11 protein-coding genes are annotated in these 15,163 nt (G+C 53.4%); 7 read left to right on the top strand and 4 right to left on the bottom strand.

Going from position 1 to position 15,163, the window contains the following annotated elements; all coding sequences use genetic code 11:
* Positions 1-20: 20 nt before the first annotated feature.
* On the bottom strand, positions 21-1,043 hold the full coding sequence (locus ACX9GU_RS06825; protein ID WP_473194263.1) for a nickel/cobalt transporter: 1,023 nt from the start codon (positions 1,041-1,043) through the stop codon (positions 21-23).
* Positions 1,034-1,669, bottom strand: coding sequence for a DUF1007 family protein (locus tag ACX9GU_RS06820; RefSeq protein ID WP_223498210.1), 636 nt, complete (start codon positions 1,667-1,669; stop codon positions 1,034-1,036). Before ACX9GU_RS06820 ends, ACX9GU_RS06825 begins: the two co-directional genes overlap by 10 nt.
* Before the next feature lie 177 nt (positions 1,670-1,846).
* Here ACX9GU_RS06820 and csiE point away from each other — a divergent pair, with 177 nt between their 5' ends.
* The gene (gene csiE / locus ACX9GU_RS06815) at positions 1,847-3,112 is read left to right on the top strand and encodes a stationary phase inducible protein CsiE (RefSeq protein WP_473194262.1); all 1,266 of its coding nucleotides are present in this window, start codon (positions 1,847-1,849) and stop codon (positions 3,110-3,112) included.
* On the opposite strand, the gene ACX9GU_RS06810 is transcribed toward csiE, so the two are convergent.
* Both ACX9GU_RS06810 and glyA read right to left on the bottom strand, forming a co-directional pair.
* Positions 3,109-4,260, bottom strand: coding sequence for a 3-phenylpropionate MFS transporter (locus tag ACX9GU_RS06810; protein ID WP_473194261.1), 1,152 nt, complete (start codon positions 4,258-4,260; stop codon positions 3,109-3,111). The genes csiE and ACX9GU_RS06810 overlap by 4 nt on opposite strands.
* A gap of 161 nt (positions 4,261-4,421) precedes the next feature.
* On the bottom strand, positions 4,422-5,675 hold the full coding sequence (glyA, locus tag ACX9GU_RS06805) for a serine hydroxymethyltransferase (RefSeq protein WP_021178868.1): 1,254 nt from the start codon (positions 5,673-5,675) through the stop codon (positions 4,422-4,424).
* 341 nt (positions 5,676-6,016) lie between these two features.
* Here glyA and hmpA point away from each other — a divergent pair, with 341 nt between their 5' ends.
* The 6 genes from hmpA (at position 6,017) to ACX9GU_RS06775 (ending at position 14,740) form a co-directional block, all read left to right on the top strand.
* On the top strand, positions 6,017-7,207 hold the full coding sequence (gene hmpA, locus ACX9GU_RS06800) for an NO-inducible flavohemoprotein (protein WP_473194260.1): 1,191 nt from the start codon (positions 6,017-6,019) through the stop codon (positions 7,205-7,207).
* Between the two features lie 420 nt (positions 7,208-7,627).
* Entirely contained in the window at positions 7,628-8,413 is a 786-nt protein-coding gene (locus tag ACX9GU_RS06795) for a DUF4123 domain-containing protein (RefSeq protein ID WP_473194259.1), read from the top strand.
* A 10-nt stretch (positions 8,414-8,423) separates the two neighbouring features.
* Positions 8,424-13,289, top strand: a complete 4,866-nt coding sequence (locus tag ACX9GU_RS06790; RefSeq protein ID WP_473194258.1) for an RHS repeat-associated core domain-containing protein — start codon at positions 8,424-8,426, stop codon at positions 13,287-13,289.
* The gene (locus tag ACX9GU_RS06785) at positions 13,289-13,771 is read left to right on the top strand and encodes a pentapeptide repeat-containing protein (RefSeq protein ID WP_473194257.1); all 483 of its coding nucleotides are present in this window, start codon (positions 13,289-13,291) and stop codon (positions 13,769-13,771) included. The genes ACX9GU_RS06790 and ACX9GU_RS06785 overlap by 1 nt, the downstream gene beginning before the upstream one ends.
* A 124-nt stretch (positions 13,772-13,895) precedes the next feature.
* Entirely contained in the window at positions 13,896-14,438 is a 543-nt protein-coding gene (locus tag ACX9GU_RS06780) for an RHS repeat-associated core domain-containing protein (protein ID WP_473194256.1), read from the top strand.
* Positions 14,435-14,740 carry a hypothetical protein gene (locus ACX9GU_RS06775; protein ID WP_473194255.1) on the top strand — a complete coding sequence of 102 codons (306 nt, stop codon included), beginning with the start codon at positions 14,435-14,437 and terminating at the stop codon, positions 14,738-14,740. The genes ACX9GU_RS06780 and ACX9GU_RS06775 overlap by 4 nt, the downstream gene beginning before the upstream one ends.
* Positions 14,741-15,163: the final 423 nt, after the last annotated feature.

Here is a 15,163-nt window from a genome sequence, read left to right as displayed (position 1 = left end):
TTCAATATTTAATCCCGCACTTAGCGGGAAAAAGGCCGTATCCCGCCGCCAAATTCCGGCTGAGCGCTGACGTACAGCAGCACACCAGCAAACAGCAAGATTAAACCTCCGGCTAACGCCAACGAGCCCCAAGCAACCGCACTCCAGGCCGCCGGTGCACGCTGGCGGCTGATACGTATCGCCAGCTTACGGCTGTAATGCACCAACAGCGCCAACCCGGAAATCGTGATCGAGGTACCCAGTGCCATGGCAAGTGCCGACAACACGCCCCAGGTAAAAACGCCGATCACCTTGGAAAACAGCAAGACCAGGATCGCCCCGGAGCAAGGCCGCAGACCCATTGCCAGCACAATCGCCGTTTTGGTGCGCCAATCATTGCCAGCTTGCAGTTCCTCATCGCTCGGCAAATGCCGGTGGCCACAACCACAGTCCGCGCTATGGACATGATCGGCAGGCAGAGGCTGCAAGCTGTTGATGCGCAGCGCAGGCCGAGGCCGCATGGCTTTCACCGCCATAAACAAGCGCTTTAACGCCCGCCAACTGAGCAAGACACCGAGCAGGATCACCAGAATAAAGCTGCCCTTCTCCAGCCAGAAACTACTTTGATGCAACTGCCGGGAAGAAAGTTGCAGCACCACCAGCACTAGCGTGACCAGGGCAATCGCGACCAATCCCTGCACCACAGAGGCGGCAAACGTCAGCTTCAAGCTGCTTTTCAACCGTGCCGGGTGGGTAGCCAGATAGGTGGCGATCACCACTTTACCGTGGCCCGGCCCCAAGGCATGCAACACGCCATAGCCTAGACTGAACAGCATCAGCGCCACTCCCGCTTGCTGGGGAGCCGCCTTGACCTGTTGCAGCAACGCCGCCATTTCCTGATGTAGCCCTTTCTGCCACACCACGCTTTGCATCAACAGCTGCGGCCAGTAATGCCAAACCCACTGAGCCACCGCAGCCAGCAGAATGAAGAACAGCAACAACGGCCACAGGCTGAAGGCCCAATGGCGCTGAGGTTTGCTGGTTTGGCTGAGGTTTACTGACATGTTAACGTCACCCGCTGGGCAAACTGTTGCCCTAATGCCATATCTTCACCGGGCGAATCGTTCTTATCCAGAGACAATGCATAGGCTTGTAATGACGAATCGGGCTTTGGCGTCACCAGGCTGAATTTGCACTGCTTCGCCATCTCTGGCGGCAAGTGCAGCGCCTTTTGATCCTGGTAGGTCATGTCCACAAAATAGGTGGGATCGTAGGTGGCAATTTCAAAGGGTTCCCCCACCAGCGGCTGCGGTTCCGCCAGCGGCAGCACAAACTCCAGCACGGCTTTATGGCCCTGCCGGGATAGATGGTATTCGGTTGGCAGGTTGAGGTATTTCACCGGTTTGCCTGCACGGTAAATATCGGTGAAATAGTGCTGCCCGAGGACGTTAGCCATTACTTCCGCCGCCAGTTTTTTCCAGACTTCTGAATCGCTGTTGGCATTTTCGGCGTCATACAGCAGATCCGCCGAGGTGATCTCATCCATTACCCAAACCATTTTTAAACCGGTCAGCTTCTGATCCTTAGCCACAAAGGTGGTGTTCATATCGATAAAACTGTGTGGGTGGGCGAGTGCGCCCATGCAGGTCATCATTAGCAAGCAAGCCACCAGGCCACGGAGTTTCATCATCCAAGCATACTTTCTATTGTTATAATATAACATCAACCAAACCTCAACCGGCGTTAACAAACCGAATAACTGTGACGAAAGTAGTAAGCCGAAGTAAAAGCAGGGGCAACTGCCACGCCCCGCAGAGCCTTTTGCTATGCTTAAACATAATTTAAACACGACCTGCCAGAAGGTGATATGAGCCTGGAGACTTCTTCTGCGCCTGAGTTTTCAGGTCAACAACGGCGCTGTCATTTACTGCTGATGCTGTATGCGCCAGTACCCTCGGTACAACTGGAGACCATCGGCCAAATCAACGGCGTAGACCTGCTCATTACCCGGCAAGATATAGCCGAGGTTGCCAGCGAGATCCAGCATTTCCATCATCTGGAAATCAGCGGCGATCCCTACGAGGGCTACCAGCTCCAGGGCAGCGCGCTGGATCTTCGCTTATGTCTGCTCCAATGGCTACGGCGAGCCTTGCGTTGCAGCCCAGAGTTTGTCGAACAACACTTTGGCCCTCAGTTTCAGCGGGCGATGCAACTCCAGCACCCACAGCTACCGGCACTGGAATTGTGCATCAACCAATGTGAACAGCGCCTTAACCGTCGCTTTGAGCAGCGTGACCGCCTGTTTTTGCAACACTATCTTTGTTATTGCGTCTGGGCTAGCCAGCATCAGCGCCATCCTCAATTTGATCGCCGCCAGCATGAATGGCTGCAAAGCAAGCCAGAGCGCCTGGCGGCGGTGGAACTGCATCAAGCGCTGAATCAGCTATTTGGCCAGCCCGGTGACAGTAGAGAATGTGACTTCCTGGCGTTGATGTTTACCCTGCTGAAAAGTCACAGCTACCAGAGCAGCGATTCGCCAGAGGACCAACGCCTGATGGCGGCGATTGGGCAGGTGGTGGAACGCTTCCAGCAGATCTCCGGCATGCATTTCAGCAGTCAGGAGGGGTTAATCAGCCAGCTGTTTGCCCATTTGGCCCCTGCCGTGGAACGCTGCCGGTTTGCTATCGGCATCGACAATACGCTACTGGAAGAGGTGGTCCGTAAATATCCCCGTCTGATGCGCACCACGCAGGAGGCGTTAGCGCCGTTTGAACAGGAATATGAGATTCAATTTTCGCGGGAAGAAGCAGGGCTAGTGGCGATCAGCTTTGGTGCCTGGTTGATGCAGGGCAACGCGTTGCAGGAAAAGCAGATACTGTTGCTGACGCTGGATAACCCGCAGTTGGAAGAAGAAGTGGAATATCAGATCCGCGAATTGACGCTATTGCCGTTGAATATCAAATATCAGCCTTTACACGACTACCTGCTTGCTGGTGCACCGCAAGGGATTACGCTAGTGATTAGCCCCTACGCCACACCGAGCCAGGAGCAACCACCCACACTGATTATTACCGAACTGCCGCTGGAGCGTCAGCAGCGCAAGGCGATCCGTGCGCTGCTGGAAAGCCATTAACGGCTATTGCTAACCGCCACCGCCGGTGGGCGAATAAACAACGCTGGCACCACCACCGCGACCATTACCCAGAACACTCCGCCCTGATAGTGCTCGAACAGGAAGCCCGCCACCACGGTCATCACTGCAATGCCGCCGCCCATCGCCAGCGCCGAATAAACCGCCTGCAGACGGATCACTTCCGCTCCCTGACGCGCCGCAATAAAGCGCATTGCCGCCAGATGGCAGACCGTGAAGGTGCCACAATGCAGCACCTGTACCAGCAGCAGCCAGCCGATTTCCGTCGTTGTTGCCATCAGGCCCCAACGCAGCAGACCACACACGGCGGAAAGTAATAGCAGATTACGCGCGTTCCAACGGCGGAACAGGAAATGGCTGCTGGCAAAGATAACCACTTCAGCGACCACGCCCAAAGACCACAGATAGCCGATAGTCGCCGCAGAGTAACCCGCTTCTTCCCAATAGATGGAGGCAAAGCTGTAATAACCGGCATGTGCCCCTTGCAACAGCGTCACACACAGCAGAAAACGCCAGACAGGCCCTTCGCTGAGCAATTCACGCCAGGAGCGGCTAGGTTCATTCCGCGCCCGAGACTCACCTTGCGGCAGCACGCTCGGTTTCAGCAACATGCCCACCAGCATCGCCAAGATGCTGACCAACAGGCTGATCAAAATCGCATTATGGCCCCAAACGGACACCAGCTTGCCGGTTAACGCCGAGCCGATCACAAAGGCCAGCGATCCCCATAACCGTACCCGGCCATAGTCCAGAGTGATCTGCCGTTGCCAGGTGGCAGCCAACGCATCGGTCAGCGGAACCAGCGGGGAGAAGAACAGGTTAAAACCGGCGATCACCAGCATCAGCCAGGCCCAGCCATTACCGAAACAGAAGCCGACGGCAAACGCCAGGGAGAGCAATGCCAACAAACGCAACGCGGTGATTAAATAGGAGGGATCTTTTACACGTGGAGCAATCAGCAGGCTACCGAGGAAGCGCGCCACCAGGCCAGCGCCGAGCAAGATACCGATGGTTTCAGGCGGTATGCCCTCACCTTTTAACCAAACGCTCCAAAACGGTAGATAGATGCCATAGGAAAAGAAGTACGTGAAATAACTGAGAGCGAGCCAACGCGTTGATTGCAGAACCATGTTCCCTCCAGGATGAGGGCAATACTTTGACAGAGCTCACACCTTGCAGCAATCTTCATTCATGCTCAAAGGGCCAGAGTGCAAAGCAGTTCACAGTTTAGCTGCAACAACGCTAAAAAAACCCGCCGAGGCGGGTTTTATCTGCAAAGCAATCGAAGTTCTTAGGCGTAAACCGGGAAGCGAGCGCAGATATCCAGCACTTTCTTCTTGGTACGTTCGATGGTGGCTTCGTCGTTCAGGTTGTCCAGCACGTCACAGATCCAGCCAGCCAGTTCACGCACTTCGGCTTCTTTAAAGCCACGGCGAGTCACCGCAGGGGTACCCAGACGGATGCCAGAAGTCACAAACGGGCTCTTCGGATCGTTTGGTACGCTGTTTTTGTTAACGGTGATGTTAGCACGGCCCAACGCGGCATCGGCTTCTTTACCGGTCAGGTTCTTATCTACCAGATCCAGCAGGAACAGGTGGTTATAGGTGCCGCCGGAAACCACTTTGTAACCGCGATCCAGGAACACTTTCACCATCGCTTTGGCGTTATCGGCCACTTGCTGCTGGTAAACCTTGAACTCAGGCTCCATCGCTTCTTTCAACGCTACCGCTTTACCGGCGATCACGTGCATCAGCGGGCCGCCCTGGCCGCCAGGGAAGACGGCAGAGTTCAGCTTCTTATACAGCTCTTCATCACCACCTTTGGCCAGGATCAGGCCGCCACGCGGACCCGCCAGCGTTTTATGGGTAGTGGTGGTCACGACGTGGGCATGAGGAACCGGGTTCGGGTAAACGCCAGCGGCAATCAGGCCCGCCACGTGTGCCATATCCACGAACAGATAAGCGCCGATGCTGTCAGCGATTTCACGCATTTTTGCCCAATCAACCACACCAGAGAAGGCAGAGAAGCCGCCGATGATCATTTTTGGTTTGTGGGTCTGCGCCTGTTTGGCCAGATCGTTATAGTCAATCTGCCCAGTTTCGTCGATACCGTAAGGCACCACGTTATACAGTTTACCGGACAGGTTCACCGGTGAACCGTGCGTCAGGTGGCCGCCGTGTGCCAGGTTCATCCCCAGGATGGTGTCGCCCGGCTGCAGCAGCGCGGTATAAACGGCAAAGTTAGCCTGGGAACCTGAGTGAGGCTGCACGTTGGCATAGTCGGCACCGAACAGCTCTTTGGCGCGATCGATCGCCAGTTGCTCAACGATATCAACGTATTCGCAACCGCCGTAGTAACGCTTGCCCGGATAGCCTTCTGCGTATTTGTTGGTCAGTTGGGAACCCTGGGCCTGCATCACGCGCGGGCTGGTGTAGTTCTCAGACGCAATCAGCTCAATGTGCTCTTCCTGACGCACTACTTCCTGCTCCATTGCATGCCACAGTTCGGCATCATAATCAGCAATGTTCATTTCACGCTTTAACATCCGGCATCTCCTGACTGAAATCAGCTAACTTAATTTACCCCTACGGGTGCTGGGCAACAGTGTAAACCGTTTCGGCCTATCGAAGATAGGTCTTGACAGAGGTTTTTACGCAAACGATTGGCATCACGTGGCGTAAGGCTTTGAACCCTTAAAGACCGCATTTTGGCAACGGAGTTTTACTCATCAACAAAATGCGCTTTTTTCATGTTCTGTGAAGGCGATCGACGGTTAACAACCCCGCAACCACAACAAGGATATTTACAAGCGCGGGATTAATTCATAAGATGCATTTAAAATGCATTTATTAGATCATCATAAAAACATCCCCAAGGAGCCTCACCATGCTGGATAGTCAAACCATCGCCACCGTTAAATCTACCATTCCCCTGTTAGCCGAAACCGGCCCCAAACTGACCGCCCACTTCTACGATCGCATGTTTGCCCATAACCCTGAATTGAAAGATATTTTCAATATGAGCAACCAGCGTAACGGCGATCAGCGCCAGGCGTTGTTCGATGCAATCTGCGCTTACGCCAGCAATCTTGAAAACCTGGCCGCCCTGCTGCCTGCGGTAGAACGCATTGCCCAGAAGCACGCCAGCTTCAATATCCAGCCCGATCAGTATCAGATTGTCGGCCACCACCTGTTAGCCACGTTGGACGAAATGCTCAGCCCTGGCCAGGAAGTGCTTGATGCCTGGGGAAAAGCCTACGGGGTGCTGGCCAACGTGTTTATTCAGCGTGAGGGCCAGATCTATCAGGAAACGGAAAAGAGTGACGGTGGCTGGCGTGATTTACGTGCCTTCCGCATCGTGAAAAAACAGCCGCAGAGCAACGTCATATCCAGCTTTGTACTGGCGCCAGTAGATGGTGGCCGCGTGGCCGATTACCAGCCAGGCCAGTATCTGGCGGTTTATATTAACGATGACAGCCTGCAACACCAGGAGATCCGCCAATATTCACTTACCACCGCATCGAACGGGGAATATTACCGCATCGCGGTCAAACGTGAGGAACGGGGCGCCGTTTCCAACTTCCTGCATCAGCAGGCCAAAGAAGGCGATATCATTCATCTCGCGGCACCACACGGCGATTTCTTCCTGCAGGTAGAACCGACTACGCCAGTGGCATTAATCTCGGCAGGCGTTGGCCAAACGCCAATGCTGGGGATGCTTAACGCCCTGCACAACAATCAGCATCCGGCCAACATCCACTGGTTACATGCCGCAGAAAACGGTGCGGTGCATGCTTTTGCCGACGAAGTGGCGGATATCGCCGGACGTATGCCTAATCTGAGCCGTCATGTCTGGTACCGTGAACCCAATACCGATGATGTGCAGGGCCGCGATTATCACAGCCAGGGCCTGATGGATCTGAGCGCATTGCGTAGCGAGTTAAGCGATCCGCAGATGCATTACTACTTCTGTGGCCCGGTGCCGTTTATGCAGCACGTGGGTAAGCAGTTGCTTGAGATGGGCGTGGAGGCCGAACGTATCCACTACGAATGCTTCGGCCCGCATAAGGTGCTGTAAGGCTCAGTCTCTTGGTAACATTATCAGGTAAGAATGTTATTGATTAATTTGCGTGCCAAGTGCGGGTGCCGAAGAAACGGTGCCCGCGATAATAATCAATGATATTGTCAGTTTGAGCTCAATCTAAAATCTACAATTTCCTTAATGTTATTCCCCTTTTCGCTATCGTTTTTAATCCGACACTGTGGTAAATCTACGCCCCATTGATAAGGACTTTGCATGGAGCGCAAGGATGATCCAGCTTTCAGCACCTCGCTGTATTTTCGCCAGTAATCTGATCCGCCACTCTCGCCATACTCCCGTCAGGCTAATACCTTTTTTGGCAGCCATACCTGCTCATTCACGTTGTTAATTATGGAAAGTGTACGTTGAGCGCATCAGTGGACTCACTATTTGCGTCATCTTCAAGGAGGTACAGAGATGCAACAGACCGTACAGGACTGGGTAAGAGAAACGACGGGCACACAGTTATACGCAGTCCTGGCCAACACCCATGGCGCGCAAGGCATCAAAGCCTATTACCGTGAGGACGGCAGCCGCACGCCGCACGGGCTTTACGCCAATACACCCTATGCCAACTGGTTTGAAGTGATGCCGGTGCTGGTACAGCTCAATGAAGGCAGCCCATTCTTACGCTGGGTGGCAGAACCCCCTTTACGCAACTGGGGCTGGCTGGCACGTTCACCGTTGCCACAGGCTGCCCTAGCGGCCCACCTTGCCGGTTTGACGCAGGTGATCATGCCCAGCGGCAAAACGGTGTTTTTCCGCTATTGGGATGGGCGTTATCTGCCAGCTTACCTGCGCTACTTTGGCGATGAGTGGCGCTCTATCCTGCCGGTGTTCTCCGATTACTGGGTAAATGGTGAAGTATTTACCTGCCCGGTAGACCCTTCTGCGCAGGCCCAGATTAGCCCCTGGTGGCAGGTGCCCCAAGGGATGGTGGATGCACTGCTGGATGAAGATCCGGAGCCGCTGATCGCCAACCAGTTGACCTGGCTGCGCGAGAATGAGTTTGAACTCTATCAAACCGTGCCGGAACCGGTGTTGCGCCAGATTGCGCTGCGGCTTTACCCACAGGTCTGGCAACAGACGCCAGATCCGAAGAAGCGAACCGCCCGGTTGTCCCAGGCTCTGGTAGACGCACTGAGCCGCCGTACCAATCCGTTCGAGGTGATCACCCTCAACGTTTCCTCTTTTCGACCGTGAGTAATGGACTATGACGACCGAATATATTGCGAGTATTGACAATGCCTTACTGGGCTTCAAAAACAAGACTCTGCTCACCGAAGAGTATCGGCAGGCTGTCAAGAAATGGGCCCTGGCCAGTGCCGTCTCAGACATATTAGGTGGACCGACGCTGGAGATGGAGAAGACTCTGCGGCTCAACGACAGCAAAAAGGTGGCCTCTGAAAATGAGCGTAGTTTCGAGAGCAGCGTGGTGACCTGCCCGAAAAACGGTGAGCTCAAGGTGGCTCTCGCCTATGAGTCCACGTTTGAACTGCCCATCCCCGATGTGACTATCGAGGTCTATGAAAATACCAGTAAGGATAAGTACACCTTGGTGGCGACGAAGCAAACCGATGAACAAGGTGTGGCGCTCTTTCCTGATCTTACCGCTGGCAAAAAATACCGTGTTATCGCCACTGACAACCAGATGAAACAGCACAACGACCAGATGCTGCAAGCCTATGACGGCTTGATGCTGGATATGCACAGCGCCCTATCTACGCAATGGCTTACGTACAAACCACAATGGCAAAAAGATAAGCTTGCTGAGGAGTTGTGGGGGGCCCTAAAAAAGGGAATGTACGCTGGGTTGTTCTCCATGTGGGATGATATCAAGCTGGCCTTCCATGTGGCGACCAATGCAAAAGAGTACGGTCAGAAAATCTATGCGGAAGCCAGCAAGTACAAAGATCTCATTGCCGAACTGGATGAGCAAGACTTGGAAAAGCTGCTGGCGGGCAGCATGCAGATGACGCGTGAGTTGCTGGCGCTGTTTAATGACGAAGCTGCGTTGTATCTGCTTATGCGCTCGGTGGAGCTACAAGTGTACATGTACCCGTGGGGCACATTGCTGCGACCGGTGGTGGAGGCCGGAGGATCGCTGATCAGCGATAGCCTGATTGGCCTGGTTATCGGAGCCGTACTGTCCCTGGTGACCGGAGGGTTAGGGGTCGCGTTCCTGGTCTATAAAGTGGGGGCGGCGCTAAAAAAACTGGGGAATGTTGGGAAACTCATCTGGGATGGGCTCATGACTATCCTGCGAGCAACCGAGAAACTGGCTAAGTTTTTCTTTGAAAAAACTCGTGAATGGAACCTCAAGCGTCAGGCCAGTGCCCGTTTGAAACAGGAGCGGAAGAACAAAGTACGCGAATCAAACCATGCACAACTGACTGATAATTCAGGCGCGGTGCATAACAGCGCCGCGAAAGATGCGGCAGGCCACTCCACGGTGAACTCGCAGTGCACCCCCGGCAGCGGCTGCCCGGTCTCACTGATCAACGGCGAAGAGTTGCTTACTCTGGACGATGGACAACTGATTGGCCTGACGCCCTTTATCTTCCAGCGTCAGTACCGCACCACCGCGGTCGAACGCACATCGGTGTTTGGTTTTGGCTGGAGCCATAGCCTGCAACATCAGGTGGAGTTTATCGGTGATGAACTGCACTGGACCGATCACCAGACCCTCACCACCATTCTGCCGTTACCTACCGAAGTTTCCCCAAGTGGGCTTAACTATATAGCCGGGGCCGCCGCCTATCTGGACGAGGAGCCCAATAGCTACTGCCTGATGGCCGGTAGCATGGAAGGCTGGGTGTTGCATGTGCATCGGGTTACGGGGCAAACGACCGGGCGCATCACCGGCCTTTCACACCGCCAGTTGCGGTTGACCCTGCATTATCACGATGGCTTACCTGTTCGGCTGGAACATCCGGCTGGTGCAGCCTTGCAGTTCAGCTATCAGGAGCTGCCTCAAGGCTGGCGCCTGACGCAGCTGAGCCTGACCCCTGAATCGGGTCGGGAAGAGGCTCTCCATCCGCTGATGACCTATGAGTACGATGAGCGGGGGCAACTGAGTGCCGCTATCAATGCGGCCGGGGAAGCCGAGCGTTATCAGTATCGTGATGACTATGTGTTCAGCCTGCGGCAGTTGGCCGGCGGGGCCGAGTTTTATTGGGAATGGCAAGGGCAAGGCAAACAGGCCCGTGCGGTGCGCCATTGGAGCAACCTGCCGAACCTTGACCAGCGTTTTCTGTGGGACGAGCAACCCGGGGCCGTCACCCTGGTCCATCAGGACGGTTCACGGGAGACCTGGCAACATGACACCCGCTTCCGCCGCCTGATAAAGAAGATCGACCCAGATGGCGCGACCCACCTCAATGAATACGGTGAACGCGGTGAGCTGCTGAGTGAAACCGATCCATTGGGCAACCGTACCGAATATGGTTATAACGGTGAACTGCAGTGCACCTGGGTGCGCACTCCTGACGGACAAGAGACCCAATACCGTTATTCGCGGGGCCGGGTCGTAGAGAAAACCACCTGGAGCCTCGATCAGGAGGACAAGATCCGTGAACGGTATCGCTACGATACGCAGGGCAACCTGACGGAAGAAACCGATGCGTTGGGCAATACCTGCCACTACCTGTGGTCTGCACAAGGGGCACTCAACGAGGTGCAATACCCGGATGGCAGCCGCGAACGCTTTGTCCGCGATGCGTTTGGCCAGGTGCTGGAACACCATCAGCGCAACGGGCTGACCCACTATTATCGCTACAACCTGCTGGGGCGGGTGATCCGGCACAGCGATAGCCCACTCGACGAGGCCGGGGTCAACGGCACCCGTTATACCTGGAATGCCGCCAACCGGCTGGAGGCTATTCACGCGCCTGACGGCACAGTGCGCTACTATCGGTACAACGCCTACGGCAAGGTGACCAGCGAGCGTGATGAAAAGGGGCTGACCACCCAATACGAATACTATCCAAATTCCCGTTTAGTGAGCCGGGTGATATATCCCGACCTCAGCCAGGTGGAATACCGTTATGACAGTCCGAAGAGTTTAGTCAGCGACATCATCAACCAGAACGGTGAACATCATCGGTTGGCTTATCACCCCAACGGATTGGTGAGTGAAGAACACACCGTTGACGGACGCCACTTCCTCTATGACTACGACCTGAACGGGCACCTGACCCAGCGCACCGAGTACGGCACCAGCCAAAGTGAACAGACCGCGCTGGTGACCCGCTATGAGCGGGACGCTGCCGGGAGACTGATTCGCAAGGTGTTGCCAGACGGCAAGGAAGTCAGCTACGCCTACGACAGCTTTAACCGCCTGCGACTGGTGGACGACGGGCAGTGGCCGCTGGCTTACGGTTACGATGAAGTCGGGCGGCTGACGGAAGAGTATCAGGGCTTCGCCAGCCTGTTTTACGGCTACGACAGCGCAGGTAACCTGACACGCCAATGCCTGCCCGACGGCAACATTCTGGCCTACCAGTACCAGCAGGGGCAGGTCTCGCGTATTGCACTCAATGGCCAGGTGCTGAGTGAACACCTGTATCGCGGCGAGCAGGAAACCCGGCGCATCACCGGTGAGGTGGTGAGCGAGTTTGATTATGACGGGCTGCAACGCCTGCGCCATCAACGTGCTACTGCCGCAGTGCAGGCGGAACTGGAGGGTGACGCCCCAGACGTAACACCGGTGATGCAGCGCCGCTACGAGTACGACCCGGCAGGCAACCTGACGCAGATCCTCGACCCGCACAAGGGCAACCGGGAATACCGCTACGATAAGCAGCATCGCCTGACCGAAGCGCTGCACCACCCGATAGCCTACCCTGAAGCCTTGCCGCAGGCGCTGCGCTGGCGGGGGATCAGCGAGCAGTTTACGCACGATGCAGCGGGTAACGTGTTAGGGAACGACGCCACCTCCCGTGGAACACAAGTGCGTGGCAACCTTCTGAAGCAGAAAGGCGATGTGCGGTTCGAGTATGACGAATTTGGCAACCTGACATGTGAAGTGCGCAGCACCAAGCCATTGTGGGTACGGGAGTTCCGCTATGATTGCCAGCACCGGTTGGTGGAATTTATTGAACAACGGCAGGGGCAGAAAACCCACTTTGCCTATATCTATGATGCCTTTGGTCGACGCATCCAAAAGCAGGACCTGCTAGCCCAAGGGCCTAATGCCATAACCCGGTTCTTCTGGCAGGGTGAGCGGATGGTGGCAGAATGCGCCGACGATGATAATATCTTCACAGCGGATGACCCAAAACCGGCGCACCGGGCGACCTATAAAAGCTACCTGTACAGCCCCGGCAGCTTTGTGCCGCTGGCGCAGTTACTGGGCAAAGGACGCAAGTCGGAGATTTACTACTACCTGAATGACCACCTGGGTACCCCGCAGGAACTGGTCAACGGCAAAGGACAGATTGCCTGGAGCGCGGCGTACCGCGCCTACGGCAATCTGGCGGTAGCGTTCATTGAATCTGTGCCGCAACCACTGCGTTTTCAGGGGCAGTACTTCGATGCTGAAAGCGGGTTGCACTATAACCGGTATCGCTATTACTCGCCGGAGACCGCAAGGTTTATCACCCCTGACCCTATTGGGCTGGCCGGTGGCCTAAACCAGACGCAGTATGTGCCTAACCCTACTGGGTGGGTGGATCCGCTGGGGTTGACTAGTGTGAAGAGGGGGTGCCCTCCGGACTCAGATATACCGGCTGGGGTGAAGACGGGTGAGCCGGAGATCCCTAAGATCACACGTGGTGCCGACGTTACACCTGAAGTTATTCACACAGCTTTAAAAGGAGATTCTCTCCAAACAGTACAGGGGATGGTTTCACTCCCTGCTGTTCAACGCTATGTTGACCGATTATTGAAAGGAGACATTGCACCTCCGATCAAAGTTGATGGTAATGTAATCGTTGAGGGTAACCATCGATATGTTGCAGGAAAGGTCGTTGGAGTCCTTCCTGAAATAGGTGCGGGGACATTATCCCCAAGTAATATACCTAGAGTCAAGCCAATGCATGAAACAATAGTTGATCCGACTGATTGGGGCAATAATTAATGTTCATTATTAAATTTGAATCTGGAGAAGTTAAAGTTATTAATGCATCTAGTTTAGAGGGTTTCGATTTCTCTAGCGCATCTTTACATACGGCTATTTTTGAGGGCTATATACTACGCCAAGCTAATTTTGAAAGCGCCAATTTACGAAGTGCTAATTTCTCCAACTGCGTTCTTGATTTTTCTGACTTTTCCAATTCATTGTTAATGAATGCTAATTTTTTAAATGCATCACTCATTAATTGCAATTTATCAAATGCAAAACTGATGGGGGCTTTTTTTCTTGGTTCAAATATGATTAACGCGAATTTATCTGAGGCTGACTTATTTTGTGTTAACTTTAACAACGCAAAGTTGAGTGGGGCCAACTTATCATCATCAAGAATTGAAACAGCTAGCTTTAATCAAGCTACTTATAATAGGCTTACAATATGGCCTGATAACTTCGATCCTGAAAGCAAAGGTGCATTATTGATTAAATAAAAATTTAAAGCCAGATTACCGGGAATCCGCCCTATCGCACTTCCGGTAATCTGGCGGTAGCGTTTGTTGAGTCAGTGTCACAGACATTGCGTTTTCAGGGGCAGTATTTCGAGGCGGAAAGCGGTTGCACTATGACCTGCATCGTTATTACTCGCCGGAAATCGCAAGATTTATCACGCCTGACCCTATTGGGCTGGCCGGTGGGCTGAACCAGACGCAATATGTGCCTAACCCTACTGGGTGGGTGGATCCGCTGGGGTTGAGTAGTGTCAAGAGGGGGTGCCCTCCGGACTCAGATATACCGGCTGGGGTGAAGACGGGTGAGCCTACAGCACCCAGCACAGATAATAAAGATGTTCAATGGTCACCTCATGGCTATAAGCATTCATCACCGAAAAACTCTTCATGGAAAGATATTATAAAATCGACTAAATTAGGCCCCGAGAAATATAAACCAGGCACTGACATAGAGGCACTGGAGCCTTCAGTTTATAGCACTAGACAGGCTGTAACCAATGGAAAACCATGGAAGGTAAAAGATCTAGTTGAAGTAATTGGTGCTAGCGAGGGAAAACTGAGTCAATGGATGAGAGTTGAAGAAAGTGCAGGGACTATACACGGACACTCTATATCACGCAGTGAGTTTTTGAGGCTAACTAAAATTTGATATCAACTGACTTTTCACATAAAAATGGAGTTGTCACTTTTGATAATCTCTTCTTGGATGAAAATAAGCCTCTTATTGATCAACTAGATGATCTTAAAGAGGATATGCTTCAGGTTGAGTTTCCTAATGCGTACCTTCTTGATGTTGGATGGACTCCTTCGTTTAATATAAATGGTAAGTTTAAAATTGTACTTATAAAAGATTATGACTGGCAAAAACCGGTCTACACAGGAGTCGCAACTAACGTAAAAGATTTAGAGAGGGAAATATCGCTAGCGGTATCTGAAATACCAACTGGCTAAGCAAGTTTTGGTTTTGAGTCCCAGATAAACAAAGTGCGTCGACGATAATAATATCTTTACGGCCGACGCTCCAAAACCGGCGCACCTGGCGACCTATAAAAGCTACCTGTACAGCCCCGGCAGCTTTGTGCCGATGGCGCAGTTACTGGGCAAAGGACGCAAGTCGGAGATTTACTTTTAGAAAGACACGGAGCTCAAACTACTCTTCAAACACTGTTAGAGCGAGTCACGACAGGTGCAAATCCTACAACAGGGATTATTGATACATATAAAAGTGGCGCGAAAGCTGGGCAAGCTAAAATCCCTAGTGCTGCAACACGATATTTAATCCATCGGGATCAGCTTAACTCTATTTATCGCGCCAAGTTGATATTGAAACAAACGGGTGACAAAACCTTTCAAAAAGACCTCAACATATGGGGA

Source organism: Serratia sp. K1WW1 (assembly GCF_055790865.1).
The sequence above is the reverse complement of the archived record's forward strand: the minus strand, read 5'-3'. Positions and strand labels throughout refer to the sequence as shown.